Origin of the sequence: Trujillonella endophytica, assembly GCF_900110555.1 — a bacterium.
In the GTDB taxonomy this organism is placed as follows: domain Bacteria; phylum Actinomycetota; class Actinomycetes; order Mycobacteriales; family Geodermatophilaceae; genus Trujillonella; species Trujillonella endophytica.
On sequence record NZ_FOEE01000003.1, the window covers coordinates 1 to 16,156 of the forward strand.

At 75.4% G+C, this 16,156-nt stretch carries 17 protein-coding genes and 1 pseudogene; 8 read left to right on the top strand and 10 right to left on the bottom strand.

Going from position 1 to position 16,156, the window contains the following annotated elements; all coding sequences use genetic code 11:
* A pseudogene (locus tag BMY88_RS05175) lies at positions 1-313 on the bottom strand (hypothetical protein); the annotation flags it as partial.
* 913 nt (positions 314-1,226) lie between these two features.
* Between BMY88_RS05175 and BMY88_RS05180 the strand changes: the two are divergent.
* Positions 1,227-2,687 carry an LCP family protein gene (locus BMY88_RS05180; RefSeq protein WP_244524459.1) on the top strand — a complete coding sequence of 487 codons (1,461 nt, stop codon included), beginning with the start codon at positions 1,227-1,229 and terminating at the stop codon, positions 2,685-2,687.
* Between the two features lie 16 nt (positions 2,688-2,703).
* Here the strand turns inward: BMY88_RS05180 and BMY88_RS05185 are convergent, their stop codons facing one another.
* The 7 genes from BMY88_RS05185 to BMY88_RS05215 all read right to left on the bottom strand — a co-directional run bounded on the left by BMY88_RS05185 (position 2,704) and on the right by BMY88_RS05215 (position 10,027).
* Positions 2,704-3,993 carry an APC family permease gene (locus tag BMY88_RS05185; RefSeq protein WP_280138699.1) on the bottom strand — a complete coding sequence of 430 codons (1,290 nt, stop codon included), beginning with the start codon at positions 3,991-3,993 and terminating at the stop codon, positions 2,704-2,706.
* Positions 3,990-4,769, bottom strand: coding sequence for a phosphate ABC transporter ATP-binding protein PstB (gene pstB / locus BMY88_RS05190; protein ID WP_091940923.1), 780 nt, complete (start codon positions 4,767-4,769; stop codon positions 3,990-3,992). Before pstB ends, BMY88_RS05185 begins: the two co-directional genes overlap by 4 nt.
* Positions 4,770-4,808: 39 nt before the next feature.
* Entirely contained in the window at positions 4,809-5,888 is a 1,080-nt protein-coding gene (gene pstA, locus BMY88_RS05195) for a phosphate ABC transporter permease PstA (RefSeq protein WP_091940925.1), read from the bottom strand.
* Positions 5,888-6,841, bottom strand: a complete 954-nt coding sequence (gene pstC, locus BMY88_RS05200) for a phosphate ABC transporter permease subunit PstC (RefSeq protein WP_091940927.1) — start codon at positions 6,839-6,841, stop codon at positions 5,888-5,890. The genes pstA and pstC overlap by 1 nt, the downstream gene beginning before the upstream one ends.
* A gap of 104 nt (positions 6,842-6,945) precedes the next feature.
* Complete coding sequence (gene pstS / locus BMY88_RS05205) at positions 6,946-8,061, bottom strand: phosphate ABC transporter substrate-binding protein PstS (protein WP_091940929.1); 1,116 nt, start codon at positions 8,059-8,061, stop codon at positions 6,946-6,948.
* A gap of 243 nt (positions 8,062-8,304) precedes the next feature.
* Entirely contained in the window at positions 8,305-9,324 is a 1,020-nt protein-coding gene (mshD, locus tag BMY88_RS05210) for a mycothiol synthase (protein ID WP_244524461.1), read from the bottom strand.
* A complete protein-coding gene (locus BMY88_RS05215; RefSeq protein ID WP_091940931.1) occupies positions 9,269-10,027 on the bottom strand; it encodes a winged helix-turn-helix transcriptional regulator in 759 nt (252 codons plus the stop codon). The genes mshD and BMY88_RS05215 overlap by 56 nt, the downstream gene beginning before the upstream one ends.
* Positions 10,028-10,353: 326 nt before the next feature.
* Here BMY88_RS05215 and BMY88_RS23715 point away from each other — a divergent pair, with 326 nt between their 5' ends.
* The 7 genes from BMY88_RS23715 (at position 10,354) to BMY88_RS05250 (ending at position 14,695) form a co-directional block, all read left to right on the top strand.
* Positions 10,354-11,187, top strand: a complete 834-nt coding sequence (locus BMY88_RS23715) for a hypothetical protein (protein ID WP_091940933.1) — start codon at positions 10,354-10,356, stop codon at positions 11,185-11,187.
* A gap of 8 nt (positions 11,188-11,195) precedes the next feature.
* Positions 11,196-11,885 carry an LmeA family phospholipid-binding protein gene (locus BMY88_RS05225; RefSeq protein ID WP_091940935.1) on the top strand — a complete coding sequence of 230 codons (690 nt, stop codon included), beginning with the start codon at positions 11,196-11,198 and terminating at the stop codon, positions 11,883-11,885.
* Positions 11,886-11,896: 11 nt separating this feature from the next.
* Entirely contained in the window at positions 11,897-12,400 is a 504-nt protein-coding gene (locus tag BMY88_RS05230; RefSeq protein ID WP_244524462.1) for a TlpA family protein disulfide reductase, read from the top strand.
* Between the two features lie 148 nt (positions 12,401-12,548).
* Entirely contained in the window at positions 12,549-12,983 is a 435-nt protein-coding gene (locus tag BMY88_RS05235) for a DUF4395 domain-containing protein (RefSeq protein WP_091940937.1), read from the top strand.
* Between the two features lie 36 nt (positions 12,984-13,019).
* Complete coding sequence (locus tag BMY88_RS05240) at positions 13,020-13,847, top strand: sulfurtransferase (RefSeq protein WP_091940939.1); 828 nt, start codon at positions 13,020-13,022, stop codon at positions 13,845-13,847.
* A 14-nt stretch (positions 13,848-13,861) separates the two neighbouring features.
* A complete protein-coding gene (locus BMY88_RS05245; RefSeq protein WP_091940941.1) occupies positions 13,862-14,149 on the top strand; it encodes a DUF1416 domain-containing protein in 288 nt (95 codons plus the stop codon).
* A 105-nt stretch (positions 14,150-14,254) separates the two neighbouring features.
* The gene (locus BMY88_RS05250) at positions 14,255-14,695 is read left to right on the top strand and encodes a hypothetical protein (protein ID WP_139220408.1); all 441 of its coding nucleotides are present in this window, start codon (positions 14,255-14,257) and stop codon (positions 14,693-14,695) included.
* On the opposite strand, the gene BMY88_RS05255 is transcribed toward BMY88_RS05250, so the two are convergent.
* Both BMY88_RS05255 and BMY88_RS05260 read right to left on the bottom strand, forming a co-directional pair.
* Positions 14,692-15,447: a DUF4184 family protein gene (locus BMY88_RS05255; RefSeq protein WP_091940945.1), complete on the bottom strand. Its 756-nt coding sequence runs from the start codon at positions 15,445-15,447 to the stop codon at positions 14,692-14,694. The genes BMY88_RS05250 and BMY88_RS05255 overlap by 4 nt on opposite strands.
* Position 15,448: 1 nt before the next feature.
* Positions 15,449-16,126, bottom strand: coding sequence for a TetR/AcrR family transcriptional regulator (locus BMY88_RS05260; protein WP_091940947.1), 678 nt, complete (start codon positions 16,124-16,126; stop codon positions 15,449-15,451).
* Between the last annotated feature and the right edge of the window lie 30 nt (positions 16,127-16,156).

The window sequence follows — 16,156 nt, forward strand, 5'->3', positions numbered from 1 at the left end:
CGTCGGCTTTGCGTTGGGTGTCGCTGACGGCGTCGATGGCGGCGTCGGCTTTGCGTTGGGTGTCGCTGACGGCGCTGATGGCTTCGTCGGCTTTGCGTTGGGTGTCGCCGACGGCGCTGATGGCGCCGTCGGCCCGGGCCAGCAGGCCCTCGACGGACGAGACGACGCCCGACACCCGGTCCAGGAGCCCCTCGATCCGGCCCACCGCGGTCACCACCCGCGGCACGAGCGCGACCGCCTCCGACAGTCCCTCGCGGAGACCGTCCACCGCTGCCAGGACGTCGGAGGGGCCGGGGATGGAGGGGAGGCGCACGGCCCGACGCTACGGCCGTGACCGATTCGCCGCCGGGCGATCTCCGCGCGTCACCCGTCCGGCGCCCCGATCGGACGTATCGTGAGGAGCCGCCCACGAAGCGTGTGCGGAGTGCTCGTGCGCGCGCGGGTACGGGGGCCGGCACGGACCACGACGATGGGATGTCGACGCGGTGGGGGACTCGCGAGCTGAGGGCGGCGGTGCCGGCGACGGTGCGGTCGGCCGGGACAGCGAGCCGCTGACCCTCGAGCAGCTGATCGCCCGCCGGGGCTCCGGCCCGAGCGGCCGCCGTGCGGCCCGCCGCACCGGTGAGGTTCCGATCCCGCTGCTGCCCGGTGAGTCGCTGCCCGCCCACCGCGGCCCCCGGCCCGCGGTCCCGCCGTCCCCCGGCCGCCCGCCCGCCCGCGGGGCCGCGGACACCCCGCCGCCCGTTCGCGGGTTCCCTCCCGTTCCGCCGGCCGCTGCGGGGCCGCCGCGCTCGGCGCCCTTGGCCCCCGCGTCGCCGTCCGTGCGCCCGGTGCCGGCCGCCGTCCTCCAGGCGGCCGCCCTCCGGCAACCAAGCTCGCCACCGTCCGCTCTCCCGCGGCCGGCCGTGCCGCCGGTCCCGGCCGCTCCCGGACCCGTCGCGGACGTCGGCGGCATCCGTCCGATCGCCCCGCCGCCCGCGGGTGCGCCGGCGGGGGGGCACCGCGGCGGCCCCGTCCCGCCGCCCGGCGTCCGGTTCAGCCAGCCGGTCCCGCCGCTGCCCGGTGGTGGTCCCGGCGGGCAGTCGCCGGCCCGTCCGGGCAGGCCGCTGCCGCCGATCCCCGGGCTCGACGCCCCCGGCCGCTCCGGGGCGACGGTTGCGCCCCGGCCGCCGCGCAAGGAGAGCCGCGCCGCCCGCCGCGCCGCGCGCAGCCCCGGTCGACGACGGATGGTCCGGCTCGCGCAGGGCGCTGCGGCGCTCGTCGCCCTCGTGCTGGCCTACCACCTGGGGCTCTACGTCTACGTCGACAACAGCATCGAGCGGGTCGACGCGCTCGCCCTCGACGGGCCGGAGATCGTCGCCCCGCAGCTGCAGGAGGGCGCGGCGACCTACCTGGTCGTCGGGACCGGCCTGCCGGGAGCCGAGGGGCCCGATGGCGTCGCCGCCCTGCTGGCCCGGGTCGCGCCGGACGAGGAGTCGGCCGTGCTGGTCAGCCTGCCGCCGACGGCGCTGGTCGACACCCCGGCCTGCCGGGCGGCCGACGGCGACGTCCGGGAGCCGGTCACCGAGGCGTTCGGCGACTCGCTGCTCGAGGGCGGGCCCGCCTGCATGGTGCGGGCCGTGCAGCAGCTGTCCGGCCTGCGGGTCGACCACTACCTCGGCGTCGACCTGGCCCGGCTGCCGGACATGGTGGACGCGCTCGACGGCATCCCCGTGTGCCTCCCGACGGTCACCGGGGCCTGGGCCGCGGCGGCCGACCCGCTGCCGGCCGGGGCCTCCCACCTCGACGGCGAGCGGGCGGCCGGCTGGCTGCGCCCCGGGGACCCCGCCGCCGACGCCGGGGGGACCGCGGTCGCCGAGCGCGCGCAGGTGGTGCTCACGTCGACGCTGCGGCAGGCCATGTCGTGGGGCGTGCTCGGCAACCCGGTCCGGCTCACCTCGTTCCTGACCAGCACCGCCGACGCGCTCACCGTCGACGAGTCGACCAACCTCGGGGACCTGCGCACCCTGGCCGGAACGCTCGGCGACCTGTCCGGCGACGCCGTGCAGCGCGCGGCCCTCCCGGTGGCCCAGGTGGGCTACGTGCCCGCCGGCGCCGAGCAGGGGTACGTGCTGCTGGACCGGCCGGCGACGCGCCTGCTGTTCGAGTCGGTGATCGAGGACGGCGTCCTGCCGCCGGGGGCCCAGCTCGAGGAGGCCGTCCCGGCCCCGGAACCCGCCGACGAGGCGCCCGCGCCGGAGCCCGCGGAGGAGCCGGCAACCGCCCCCGAGCCGCCCGCGACCGTGCTCGCGTCCGAGGTGTCGGTCGAGGTCCGCAACGGCACCGCCACGGCCGGGCTGGCGAGCACCGTCGCGGAGGCGCTGCGCCAGCAGGGCTTCGTCGTCGGCGCGGTCGGCAACGAGCCCGGCGGGGTGGACCGGACGGTCGTGCGCCACGGGCCCGGCGTCGCGGCCCAGGCCCGGACGGTGGCCGCCGCGGTGCCGGGCGCGGTGCTCGAGCCCAGCGATGCCCTCGGGGACACCGTCCGGCTCGTCCTCGGCCCGGACTACACCACCGTCGTCCCGGTGCCGCCCCCCGCTCCGCCGTCCAGCGCCCCGTCCGGCGCCCCCGACGCGTCGGCGGAGCCGGCCTCGGAGGTGCTCGCGGCGGAGCCGCGGACCGCCTCGGCGACGGTCGGCTGCGGCTGACCGGCAGGACCGGATCTCAGCGCGCGAGCCGCAGCCGGCCCACCCGGTAGGCCACGCCGACGGCGAACACCGCGAGGCCCGCGACGACCGCCGTCCACGGCAGCGTGGCCACCAGCGCCAGGCAGCCCGCCGCGCCGAGGACCTGCAGCCACCGCGGGCGCCGGCGATGCTCCGCGTGCTGCGTGAACGCCGCGACGTTCGCGACGAGGTAGTAGAGCAGGACGCCGAACGAGGAGAACCCGATCGCGTCGCGCAGGTCCGCCACCAGCAGCAGCGCGCAGACGGCGACCGCGACGGTCACCTCGACGCGATGGGGGACGCGGAAGCGCGGGTGCACGGCGGCGAGGAACCGCGGCAGGTCGGCCTGTCGCGCCATGGCCAGGCCGGTGCGCCCGATGCCGGCGACGAGTGCCAGCAGCGCCCCGAGCGAGGCGGCGGCCGCCCCGACACCGACCGCGGGCGAGACCCATGCCCACGATCCGCGCTCCACGGCGTCGGCCAGCGGCGTCGGGGTGGCGGCGACGCCGTCGGGGCCGAGCGCGGCGAGCAGGACCACCGCGACCGACGCGTAGACGACGAGCGCGCCGCCCAGCGCGAGCCCGATCGCCCGGGGGATGGTGCGCTCGGGGTCGCGGACCTCCTCGCCCATCGTGGCGATGCGGGCGTAGCCCGCGAACGCGAAGAACAGCAGGCCCGCCGACTGCAGCACCCCGTACCACCCGCCCTCGGCCGACGGGTCCGGGCGCAGGCCCTCGGCGCTCGCCCCGCCCCCCAGCAGCACGGCCGCGACCGAGACGGCCAGCGCGGCGAGGACGACGGCCACGACGATCCGGGTGAGTCCGGCGGTGCGCGTGACGCCGCGGTAGTTGACCGCCGTCACCGTGAGCACCGCGGCCACCGCCACCGGCTTCTGCCAGCCCGCCGGCGCCGCGTAGGCGGCGAACGTGAGTGCCATCGCCGCGCAGCTCGCGGTCTTGCCGACCACGAATCCCCAGCCGGCCAGGAAGCCCCACCACTCGCCCAGCCGCTCCCGCCCGTAGACGTAGGTGCCACCGGAGGTCGGGTACTGCGCGGCCAGCTGCGCCGAGGCCATCGCGTTGCAGTAGGCCACCACCGCCGCGATCGCCAGGCCGATCAGCAGGCCCGCACCGGCGGCTGCCGCGGCGGGGGTGAACGCGGCGAACACGCCCGCGCCGATCATCGACCCCAGGCCGATCAGCACCGCGTCGGCGGTGCCGAGCCGGCGGACCAGGCCGGGTCCGGTGCTGACGGCGACTCCCCGGGTGCCGGGCGGCGGACCGGTCAGCCGAAGCGGCCGGAGATGTAGTCCTCGGTCGCCTTCTCGTCGGGGTTGCTGAAGATCTTCTCGGTCGGGTTGAACTCGATCAGCCGGCCGGGCTGCCCGACGCCGTTGAGGTTGAAGAAGCCGGTCTGCTCGCTCACGCGGGCGGCCTGCTGCATGTTGTGCGTGACGATGACGATCGTGAACCGTTCCTTGAGCTCGGTCATCAGGTCCTCGATGGCGAGCGTGGAGATCGGGTCCAGCGCCGAGCAGGGCTCGTCCATGAGGAGGACGTCGGGCTCGACGGCGATGGCGCGGGCGATGCACAGCCGCTGCTGCTGGCCGCCGGACAGGCCGGAGCCGGGGCGGTCGAGCCGGTCCTTGACCTCGTTCCACAGGTTCGCGCCGCGCAGCGACCGCTCGACCAGCTCGTCGGTCTCGGCGCGCTTCATCCGCTTGTTGTTCAGGCGGTTGCCGGCGATGACGTTGTCGTAGATCGACATGGTCGGGAACGGGTTGGGCCGCTGGAAGACCATCCCGATCTGCCGGCGGACGTCGACGGGGTCGACGTCGCTGCCGTAGAGGTCCTGGCCGTCCATGACGACCTTGCCCTCCACGCGCGCGCCGGGCAGCACCTCGTGCATCCGGTTGATCGAGCGCAGGAACGTGGACTTGCCACAGCCCGAGGGGCCGATCAGCGCGGTGATGCTGCGCGGCTCGATGGAGACGTTGACGCCCTCCACGGCCAGGAAGTTGCCGTAGTAGATGTTGAGGTCCGAGACCTCGATGCGCTTGGCCACGTGCGTGTCCTCCGGGTCAGTCGATCGGTGCCGAGTCGGTCAGCGACCGGTCGTGGGGGCGAAGAAGCGGCTGATCAGGCGGGCGACGACGTTGAGCGCCATGACCAGGATGATGAGCAGGAGCGCCGCCGTCCAGGCCCGGTCGAGGAACGCCTGCTCGTTCACGCCGGGCTGGGTCAGCTGGTAGTAGGCGAACACCGGCAGGGTCGCCATGCGGCCGTCGAACGGGTTGAGGTTCGTGCCGGTGATCAGGCCGACGGTGATGAGCAGCGGCGCGGTCTCGCCGACCACGCGGGCGACGGCCAGCGTGATGCCGGTGCCCAGGCCCGCGACGGCGGTCGGGAGGACGACCTTCATGACGGTGCGCCACTTCGGCACGCCCAGGGCGTAGCTGGCCTCGCGCAGCTCGTTCGGCACGAGCTTGAGGACCTCCTCGCAGGAGCGGACGACGACCGGGATCATCAGCACGGAGAGGGCGACCGCGCCCATGACACCCGCGCGGAAGTCGTTGCCGAACAGCAGGGTGAACAGCGCGAACGCGAAGAGGCCGGCCACGATCGACGGGATGCCGGTCATGACGTCGACGAAGAACGTGATCGCCTTCTTCAGCCGCCCGGTGCCGTACTCCACGAGGTAGATGGCGGCCATGAGCCCGATCGGCACGGAGATGGCCGTGGCCAGCGCGGTGATGATCAGCGTGCCCAGGACGGCGTGGTAGGCGCCGCCGCCCTCGCCCACGACCCGGTACATCGAGTTGCTGAAGAACTGCCCGTCGAAGCGGGCCAGGCCGTTGTCCAGCACGGTCCAGACCAGCGAGACCAGCGGGACCATCGCGATGCCGAACGCGGTGGTCACCAGGCTGGTGACCAGCCGGTCGGTCGCCTTGCGGCGCCCCTCCACGGCGCGGGAGGCGGCGTAGACCGCCACGGTGCCCAGGACGACGCCGTAGACCACGGTGGAGATGACGCTGAAGCCGGTGAGCGCCGAGAGCGCGGCGCCGACGGCGACACCGCCCGCGAAGAGGCCGAAGGGGGCGTACCGCGGGAGCTTGCGCTGGACCCTGACCGGGCCCTCCTGCGGCGTGGCGGCCGGCGGCGCGGCCTGGGTGTCGGTGCTCATCAGTTGGCTCCGGAGAAGTCGGCGCGCCGGTTGACGACCCAGCGGGCGAGCATGTTGACCGCGAGGGTGATGACGAAGAGCACGAGGCCGCTGGCGATCAGCGTGTTGACCCCGAGCCCGGTGGCCTCGGGGAACCTCAGCGCGATGTTGGACGCGATCGTCGAGGGGCTGGAGTTGCTGATCACGTTGAGCGTGGCGCCCGCTCCGCCGGACAGGATGATGGCCACCGCCATGGTCTCGCCGAGCGCCCGGCCGAGGCCGAGCATCGCGCCGGCGATCACGCCCGACTTGCCGTAGGGCAGCACCGCCATCCGGATCATCTCCCAGCGGGTGGCGCCCAGGGCGAGCGCGGCCTCGCGGTGCAGCGCCGGCGCCTGGCCGAACACCTCGCGGGCGATGGCGGAGATGATCGGCAGGATCATCACCGCCAGCACCAGGCCGACGGTCAGCATGGTGCGGCCGGTCGTCGACGCCGGCCCCGCGAAGAACGGGATGAACCCCAGCGTGTCGTCCAGCCACTCGTGGAACGGGACGAGCTGCTTGGCGAGGACGGCGAGGCCCCAGAAGCCGTAGACGACGCTGGGGATGGCGGCGAGGAGGTCGATCACGTAGCCCAGCGCCGTCGCGATCCGCCGCGGGGCGTAGTAGGTCACGTAGAGCGCGATGCCGACCGCGAGCGGGGTGGCGACCAGCAGTGCGATCACGGCGCCGAGGAGGGTGCCGGCGATCAGGGGCCAGACGTAGTCGCCGAGGCCCTCTCCGCCGGGGATCTCCTCGGAGGACGCGGTGAAGGCCGGGATCGCCTCGCTGATGAGGAAGGCGGCGACACCGGCCAGCACGAGCAGGATGAAGATGCCGGAGCCGCGGGCGGCGCCGGCGAAGATCCGGTCACCCGGCCGGCGGATCGTCCGCTGCTGCGCCGGGGGTTCGGTCGGGGCCTTCGTGACGGTCACCGCTGCTCCGTGGGGGTCGTTCGTGGGTGCGGGTGCCCGGGTCCGGGCGGTGCGGCGGCCCGGGACGCCGGTCGGACGTCCCGGGCCACCGCGGTGGGCGGATCTCAGCCGGCGGTGATGGCGTCGACCGCGGTCTGCGCCTGCTCGCGCAGGGCGTCGGAGATCTCGGCGTTGCCGGCGTTCTCGGCGGCGGCAGCCTGACCGTCCTCGCTGATCACGTAGCCCATGAACGCGGCCACGTTGTCGGCCGTCTCCTGGTCGTCGTAGGTGATGCAGCCGAGGTGGTAGCTCACCAGGACGATCGGGTACTCGTCGGCGCTCTCGGTCAGCCGGTTGAGCTCGATGGCGAAGTCGTACTCACCGCGCCCCTCGACCGCCGGCGAGTTCTCGACCACCGCCGCGGCGGCCTCGGGGGTGGGGGCGGCGAAGCTCTCGCCGACGGCGACGTTCGCCACGCCCAGGTCCCCGGCGCGGCTGGCGTCCGCGTACCCGATGGCACCGTCGACGCTGCCCACGACCTCGACCATGCCCGAGGTCTGGTTCGCGGCCTCGCCACCCGGCAGCGGCCACTCGCCGTCGGGCTCGGAGGTCCACACGTCCCCGGCCGCCTGGAACAGGTAGTCCGTGAAGTTGTCGGTGGTGCCCGAGTCGTCGGCGCGGTGGACCGGGGTGATGGCGGTGCCGGGCAGCGTGGCGTCCGGGTTGTCCGCGGCGATGGCCGGGTCGTCCCACGACGTGATCGCGCCGGTGAAGATGCCCGCGATGGTGGCCGGCGACAGGTCGAGCTCGTCGACCCCCTCGAGGTTGAAGATCACGGCGATCGGCGAGATGTAGTTGGGCAGCTCGAAGACCTCGCCGCCGGCGCACCGCTCCTGCGCCTGGGCCAGCTCCTCGTCGTCCAGGGCGGCGTCCGAGCCGGCGAAGGCCGTGGAGCCCGCGATGAACTGCTCGCGCCCGGCGCCGGAGCCGGCGGGGTCGTAGCTGAACCGCACACCCGGGTACTCGCCCTCGAAGCCCGCCTGCCAGGCCTCCATGGCGGCCTGCTGGCTGCTGGCGCCCGCGCCGACGAGCTCGCCGCTCAGCTCCTGGGTGTCGCCACCGCCGTCGGAGCCGGAGTTGGAGTCGTCGGACTCGTTGGAGGCTCCGCACGCCGCGAGCGCCAGGGTGGCGGCGAGTGCGGCGGAGATCGTGAGGGCGCGCGTGCTGCTGCGCAGCTTCAAGTCAGTGCCTTTCGAAGGGTGCCCGGACCTCGTTGCCGGGCAGCGCTGATCCAACGAAGAGGAACGCTAGGGAGCCGAGGTGGCCGCATCCGGGTCGATCGGTGAACGCGAGGTGAACGCGATCGGAGGTCTTGCCGACCGGGTGAGAAGCAGCTCACGTCCAGGCGGTGAACGACCGCGCGTCCGGTGGCGCGGGACGCCGGGATGCGGCAGGAACGGACGGTTGGCCGGGGGCGGCCGGGGTCAGTGCGCGCGCCGCCAGGAGACGTCGACGGAGAAGCGGGTGAAGCCCCGCTTCTCGTACAGCGTCACGGCGGGCACGTTGTCGGCCTCGACGTAGAGCAGCACCTCGCGCAGCCCGCGACCGCGCAGGTGGGCCAGCCCCAGGTCGGTCAGCGCCCGGCCCAGGCCGGTGCCCTGGGCCGAGGGGGCGATGCCCAGCACGTAGACCTCGCCGATGGCCTCGTCGCCGGCGTCCCCGGGTGGGTGGACCTTGGTCCAGTGGGAGCCCAGCAGCTCCCCGTCGGCGCCCGGGTCACCGCGCCAGGCCAGGAGGAACCCGGCCGCGTCGAACCAGGGCTCGGCCTCGCGCAGCGCGAGGTCGGCCGCCGTCCAGCCGCCCTGCTCGGGGTGCGCGGCGAACGCGCGGGCGTTGACCCCCAGCCACGCCTGCTCGTCCCGGCCCGGGACGAACGGGAGCACCCGCACGCCGTCGGGCAGCGACGGCCGCGGATCGGGGTCGACGCCGGCGAGGTCGCGTCGCATCTGGAGGAGCACCCGCGCGCGGTCGTACCCGCCGGCGGCGGCGAGCTCGGCCGAGCCGGGCAGGTCGCCGTGCGCCCAGACCCGCAGCGGGCGGTGCCCGGCCAGCTCCTCGAGCCGGGCGAGCAGCACCCGCCCGACGCCGCGGCGCCGCGCGTCCGGGTGCACCACGAGCTCGCCCTCGGCGTCGTCGGTGTCGTCGGTGTCGCCGGGGTCGCCGCCCTCGAAGCGGGCGTAGCCGACGACGGCGTCCCCGATCTCGACGAGCACGTCCCGCCCGCCCGCGCCGCCGCCGTGCTGCAGGCGCAGCTCGGCGTCCTCGGAGAGCGGCCGCACGCCGTCGGCCGCCGTGGCGGCGCGCAGCAGCGCCAGCACGGCCTCGACCTGGGCGGCCTCCAGCCGGGGGACGTCCCGGACGGCGAACGGATCGACGGTCAGCGCGGCCTCAGCGGAGGGGAGCGGTGGTCCGGTCGGCGGCCGGGGCCTCGGCGGTGTCGGCACGGGCCGCCGCGGCGGTGGCGTCGGCGACCTGCTGGTCGAGCTTGTAGCCGACGTTGCGCACCGTGCCGATGAGCGCCTCGTGCTCGATGCCGAGCTTGGCCCGCAGCCGGCGGACGTGGACGTCGACGGTGCGCGTGCCGCCGAAGTAGTCGTAGCCCCAGATCTCCTGCAGCAGCTGCGCGCGGGAGAACACCCGGCCCGGGTGCTGGGCCAGGTACTTGAGGAGCTCGAACTCCTTGTAGGTCAGGTCCAGCGGGCGCCCGCGCAGCTTGGCCGAGTAGCTGTGCTCGTCGATGACCAGCTCGCCGGCCTGGGTGACGCCGCCGTCGGCGCCGTCCGCGGGCGTCGCCGCGGCCAGCCGCCGCGCGGTCGCCCACTTCAGGCGGGCGTCGACCTCGGCCGGCCCGGCGGTGTCGAGCAGGACGTCGTCGACGCCCCAGTCGGCCGACAGGGCCACCAGGCCGCCCTCGGCGAGGACGGCGACGAGCGCCGACGCCACACCGGTGGACGACAGCAGGCCGCACAGCGTCCGCGCCTGGATGAGGTCGTGCCGGGCGTCCACGAGGACCACGTCACCGGAGTCGCCGTCGAGCAGGCTGGACAGCTCCGGAGCCACCACGCGCACCTGGTGGCCGAGCAGCCCGAGCGCGGGCAGCACCTCGGTCGTCGCCTGGCGCGCTGCGGTCATGAGCACGAGTCGCATGTCGTCTCCTCACGGAGCCTGGGATGGCGGTGCATCCGGGGGCCACGACAGCGCTGTCGGGTGAAACCGGAGGATAACCGACGGACCGCCGGAAGCGGTGGCCCGCCGCGGAGAGGGCGCGGGCGAGCCCTCACCGGGAGCGGTGCGGAGGAGGCGGCGACCGCGGACGGCGGCCGGCCCCGGACACGCCGAGCGCGGCGCCGCCCTTCCGCTCGGCGAGCGGATCGGGCGCCTGCGGTCTGCGACGATCGGGTCACCGACGGGTTCCCCCGGGGACCCAGCACCGCCGCCGTCGCGCGGCCGACGACCGCCAGCGAGGAGGCCCCGTGACCGCCGCCGCGCCCTCCGTCGAGGGGTGGGCCCGCGTGCAGCACCTGCCGGCGGCGCTCGTGGCCGCCGTGGGCACCGCCCTCCTCGTGCTGCTCCCCGATCAGGTTGCCGAGCACGGCACGCTGGTGGCCGTCGTCGTGCTCCAGGCGGCGCTGGTCGCGGCCTGGGTGCCGGCGACCGGGGTGCGCGGCGGGCCAGGGGTGGTGGCGCTGGGGGTGGCGGCCGCGGTGGCGGCCGACCTGCGGCTCGTGCTGCCCGAGGACCCGGAGCTCGGGGAGCTGCTGGTCGTGCCGGGCGTCGCCTTCGCCGCCGCCGTGCTGCACCAGATGCTGCGGCGGCCGCCCCGCGGCGACGTCGTGGGGTCGCTGGCCGGTGCGCTGCTGCTCGTCTGCGCCGTCTGCGGGCTCGCGGTGCTGCTGCGGCTCCCCGACGCCGCCGGCGGGAACCGCGCCGCCGCCACGGCCGCGCTCGTCGTCGGCGCGGCGCTGGTCGCCGCGCACCTGGTGGACGCCGTGCTGCCCCGGCCGCAGGTGGCCGCCGGCGTCGACCGCGGCGTCCTGGGCCTGCTGGTCGCGCTGCTGGCCGGGGTCGCGGTCGCGATGCTGCGGCACGCGCCGGGCGGGCTGGGGGACACGCTGTCGTCGGTCACGGTCGGGCTCGTGCTGGCCGGGGTGGCGGCCCTGGTCGGGCTGGCCGGCAGCTACGTCGTCGCCGCCTCGGCCGGCGACGTCCGCGGTCGGGCGGTCGCCGCACCGGTGCTGCAGGCCGTCCTCCCGATCGCCGCGTGCGCCCCGGTCGCCTTCGCCCTGGCGCTGCGCCTGGCGTTCTGAGGCCCGGCGTGCGGGTTCTGCTGATCGCGCTCGTGGTCGGCCTCGGCCTGCTCGTGGTCGGCGACCGGATCGCGGTCGGCGTCGCGGAGGACCGCGTGGCCGAGGCGATCGCCGAGCGCGGCGGGCTGGCCGGCGCGCCCGACGTCTCGATCGAGGGCCGGCCGTTCCTGACCCAGGCGGTGGGCGGCGAGTACGAGGACGTGCGCATCCGGCTGTCCGCGGGCGACCTGGGGGAGCCGGAGGGCACCACGGCCGACGTCCGGCTGCGCGGTGTGCAGGTGCCGCTGTCCGACGTGCTCGGCGGGGCGGTCGGGGAGATCCCCGTCGAGCGCATCGACGGCACGGTGACGCTCTCCTACGCGCTGCTCTCCCGCGAGCTGGGGACCGACACCGAGCTGGTCCCCGAGGGCGCGGGGCTGCGGGTGACCACGACCGTCGAGGTGCTGGGCTACGAGGTGCCGCTCACCGCGGTGGGCACGGTCACCCTCGACGGGCAGGAACTGGTGCTCGACGTCGACGACGCCGGCGCGGCCGGGGTGGACCTGCCCGGCGCCGTGGTGGACGCGGCGAGCGACCTGCTGGACCTGCGCTACGCCCTCGAGCTGCCATTCGGGCTGGAGCTGACCGGCGTCACGCCGGAGGGCGACGGGGTGCACGTCACCGGAGGCGCGCGGGACACCGTGCTCGGTGGCGGCTGACCCGGTCGGGAATGGGCGGGGCGGCCGCGGTGCTGCTGCCGACGATGGACACGACGGGCATCGCCGCGCTGGCTATCGCGCTGCTGGCAACCGCGGCGCTCGCGTGGTGGCTGCGGGCTCGCAGCGGTGCGCTGCGCCGGGCCGGTGCCGAGCAGGAGGTCGGGATGGACGAGGCGGCGGTCCTGGCCGGGCTCGGTGTGCACCCGGCCGAGGCGGACCTGACCGTCGTCCAGTTCTCGACCGCCTTCTGCGCGCCCTGCCGCGCCACCCGTGCCCGCCTGCTGCAGCTGCAGCGCACCCGGCCGGGGCTGGCCTACGTGCACGTGGACGCCGAGAGCCACCTGGACGCCGTTCGCGCCCTGGACGTGCGGCGCACCCCCACGCTGCTCTACCTCGACCGCACCGGCCGGCTGATCGGGCGCAGCAGCGGGGCCCCGCGCCCGGAGGAGCTGACCGCCGTGGTGGCGGCCCACACCGAGGCCCGCACCGAGGCCCGCACCGAGGCCCGGGAGTGATCGGCTACCCTCGCCGCGTGGGCATCCTGCTGACCTCGCGCCGCACAGTCGACCTGTGCCGCGTCGGCAGCTGCCTGTGTCCGACTCCCTGAGGGCAGAACCCCTGCCCAGACGCGCCCCGACCGCCGTCCCGGGAGTCAGTACCGCCATGCCATCCGAGCACCCGTCCGTCGACGTGCGCGGCCCCCGCTTCGCCGCGTGGGTCACGAGCGCCGTCCTGGCCGTCGCCCTCCTCCTCGGCGCCGGCTGGCTGGTCGCCGCCCAGGCGGTGGTCTTCGCGATCGGTGCCTTCGCCGGCATGCGGCGCGCCCCGTACGCCGTCGCCTTCCGGGTCCTGTTCGCGCCGCGGCTGCGACCCGGCCGGGAGCGGGAGCCCGAGGCGCCGCTGCGGTTCGCCCAGCTCGTCGGACTCGTCTTCGCCCTGACCGGAGCCGCCGGGTACCTGCTCGGCGTGCCGGTCCTGGGCGCCGTCGCCACCGGGCTCGCGCTCGTGGCGGCCCTGCTCAACGCGGCCACGGGCTTCTGCCTGGGCTGCGAGCTGCACCTGCTCCTCCGGCGGGCCCTGCCCGCCCGCACCGCCTGACCGCACGACCAACCCCAACAGGGAGGAACACCCCCCATGAGCCGAAACGACGTGCTCGTCACCGTGGACTGGGTCCAGGAGCACCTCGGTGACCCCGGCATCGTCCTCGTCGAGGTCGACGAGGACGCCAGCGCCTACGACGGCGGCCACCTCGAGGGCGCCGTCAAGGTGGACTGGAAGCAGGACCTCCAGGACCCGCTGCGCCGCGACTACATCGACAAGGCCGGGTTCGAGGCCCTGCTGTCGGCGCGCGGCATCGGCAACGACGACACCGTGGTCCTCTACGGCGGCAACAACAACTGGTTCGCCGCCTACGCGTACTGGTACTTCAAGATCTACGGCCACCGCGACGTCAAGCTGATGGACGGCGGCCGCAAGAAGTGGGAGCTCGACGGCCGCCCGCTGTCCAAGGACACGGTGGAGCGCCCGGCCACCCAGTACAAGGCCGGCGAGCCGGACTTCTCGATCCGCGCCTTCCGCGACGAGGTCGTGTCCTCGATCGGCAAGGCCAACCTCGTCGACGTCCGTTCGCCCGACGAGTTCTCCGGCAAGATCCTGGCGCCGGCGCACCTGCCGCAGGAGCAGTCGCAGCGGCCCGGCCACGTGCCCTCGGCCATCAACATCCCGTGGAGCAAGGCGGCCAACGAGGACGGCACCTTCAAGTCCGACGAGCAGCTCGCGGCGCTGTACGCCGAGCAGGGCTTCGACGACAGCCTGCCGACCATCGCCTACTGCCGGATCGGCGAGCGCTCCAGCCACACGTGGTTCGTGCTCCAGGAGCTGCTCGGCAAGTCCAACGTCAAGAACTACGACGGCAGCTGGGTCGAGTACGGCTCGCTCGTCGGCGTCCCGATCGAGAAGTGAGCTGAGGACCAGACATGTGCGCAGCACCCAAGCAGGGCAACACCCTCATCGAGGTCGGCAACCAGACCGTGATCCAGGGCCAGGTGTGGCACGACGGCGCCCCGGTCGCCGGCGCCTACGTCCGGCTGCTGGACTCGACCGACGAGTTCACCGCCGAGGTCGTGACCAGCCCCGAGGGCGAGTTCCGCTTCTTCGCCGCCCCCGGTGAGTGGAAGCTCCGCTCGCTGGCCCAGGTCGGCAAGGGCGAGCGCGTCCTCGCCGCCGAGGTCGGCCTGAACGAGACGACCCTCGTCATCGAGTAAGGGACTCCCTGCCCCCTGCAGGTGGGCCGGGATCACCAATGGCGCCCTTCTCCGCTCCGGCGGGGAGGGGCGCCGTTCGTGTACGGGATGGTGCAGGATCGGCCGGTGCAGCAGACGCCGGCCCCGCAGGGGGTGCGCGCCCCGGACGACGCGGCGGACGGCCTGCTGGCGGCCCTGCTGCTCGGGCTGCTCTGGGTCGCCTGGGTGCTCGTCCCGGTGGGGCTCCTGCTGGCCGGCCTCGGCGAGACCCTCACGTTCTTCGGCGAGGCGCCGACGGCGGCGGAGAAGGCGCGGGCGCGGGAGCGGTACGCCTGGGCAGCGGTCGTGGCCCTCGTCCTCCCCGCGATCGGTCTGGTCGTCAGCCTGCGCGCCCGCCGCCGGGTTCACGCGATCGCGTTCGGCTGCGCGCTGACCGTCGCGGGCGTCGTCGCCCTCGGCGTCACCCTGGCGGCGGGGTACGCGGATCCGGACGAGGCCCCGCAGCCGGAGCGCGGTGTCGTGTGCCAGGAGCGCAGCGGCGGCGACAGCGACTGCCCGGGCGGCTAGTACCGGGGTCGGCGCAGGGCGGCCGTCGCGCGTCCGCGCAGGTGCCAGGCCAGCGAGAGGACGACGACGGCGGCCAGCGCGCACCCGCCGCCCCGGAACGCGGCGTCGATGGCGGCCAGGCGGAGATCCTCCTCCCCGGGCAGCGCGGACACACCGGCCAGCACGGCCGTGGCGGCGACCACTGCCGCGGGCTCCCAGCGCCCTGCCCGGTCCTCGACCGGGCCCGGAGGCGTCCGCCGCCACCAGCGGACCAGCCAGCCGGCCAGCACGACCGCACCCAGCACCCCGCTCGCGTCCTGCGCCCAGCGGTACCCCGGCCGCCCGGCCCAGCTGTCGGCCAGCACGGCGAGGTGCTCGGTGCCGAACCGGCCGCCGTGGGTGAACTCGTCCCAGACCACGTGGGTGGCCGCCCCCACCACGACGGCCACGACGACGAGGGCCAGCGGGCCGGCCGCGGTCAGTCGGTGGCGCAGGCCCGGCCGGACCCGCCCTGCCAGCCGCGCGCGCAGCCTCCGCGGAGCCGTGTGGAGGGCCGGGGTCGCGACCAGCCCGTGCCAGCCGGCCCACAGCAGGAGCCCGAGGAGGAGGTCCACGCCCACCACGGCGGCGGCGGTGTGCGTGGGCACGTCCGGCCCGACGGGCAGGAAGTAGGGCAGGTCGGGCGCGACACTGCCGGCCACCAGCGCCGAGGGGGGCAGTCGGGTGCGCACGAGCGGCAGGACGGCAGCGGCGTGGCTGGCGGTGAAGGGCACGTCAGAGTCCGATCAGCCGCGCGAGCTCGCTCATGGCGCGGTCGAAGTACCGGTCGCCGTCGGTGAGCGAGCCGACGAGGTGGCCGAACAGCTCGAAGCTGATCGTTCCGTAGACGGCGCTCCAGGCGAGCAGCGCCCGGACCCGCGCGGCGTCGTCCAGCGACGGGTGCTCCCCGCCGAGGACGGCGACGGCCTCGGCGGTGACCAGCGCCGGGCCGCCCCCGCCGGCGGGCTCGGGCAGGGCGCCGGCCCGGGCGGCGTCGCCGAGGACGCGGCCCAGCACGACGCCGACGCGCGCCGCCGCCGGGACGGTGTCCGGCGGGGCCGCGTAGCCGGGCACCGGCGAGCCGTAGAGGAGCGCGTACTCGTGCGGGTGGCCGTGCGCCCACGACCGCACGGCGCGGCAGACCGCCAGCCAGCGCTCGGCCGGTGGGGCGGCCGGGTCGTCGGCGGCCTCGGCGGCGGCACCCAGCGTGTCGTAGCCGTCGATGATCAGGCGGGTCAGCAGGTCGTCGCGGCTCGGGAAGTAGCGGTAGACCGCGGAGGACGCCATCCCGAGCTCCCGGGCGACGGCCCGCAGGGACAGCGCCGCCGCCCCCACCTCCGCGAGCTGCCGGCGCGCGGCCTCGACGATCTCGCCGGTGATCTCGAGGCGGACGCGTTCGCGGGCGGTAGGCACGCCCCATCGTGCGCGTGGAGAGCGGTGAAC

What these genes read in the sequence shown, in the direction of transcription:
- BMY88_RS05235 (WP_091940937.1), top strand. Translation starts at nt 12,549, where the DNA reads ATGCCATCCGAGCACCCGTCCGTCGACGTGCGCGGCCCCCGCTTCGCC.
- BMY88_RS05180 (WP_244524459.1), top strand. Translation starts at nt 1,227, where the DNA reads ATGGTCCGGCTCGCGCAGGGCGCTGCGGCGCTCGTCGCCCTCGTGCTG.
- BMY88_RS05230 (WP_244524462.1), top strand. Translation starts at nt 11,897, where the DNA reads ATGGGCGGGGCGGCCGCGGTGCTGCTGCCGACGATGGACACGACGGGC.
- BMY88_RS05245 (WP_091940941.1), top strand. Translation starts at nt 13,862, where the DNA reads ATGTGCGCAGCACCCAAGCAGGGCAACACCCTCATCGAGGTCGGCAAC.
- pstA (WP_091940925.1), bottom strand. Translation starts at nt 5,888, where the DNA reads ATGAGCACCGACACCCAGGCCGCGCCGCCGGCCGCCACGCCGCAGGAG.
- BMY88_RS05240 (WP_091940939.1), top strand. Translation starts at nt 13,020, where the DNA reads ATGAGCCGAAACGACGTGCTCGTCACCGTGGACTGGGTCCAGGAGCAC.
- BMY88_RS05215 (WP_091940931.1), bottom strand. Translation starts at nt 10,027, where the DNA reads ATGCGACTCGTGCTCATGACCGCAGCGCGCCAGGCGACGACCGAGGTG.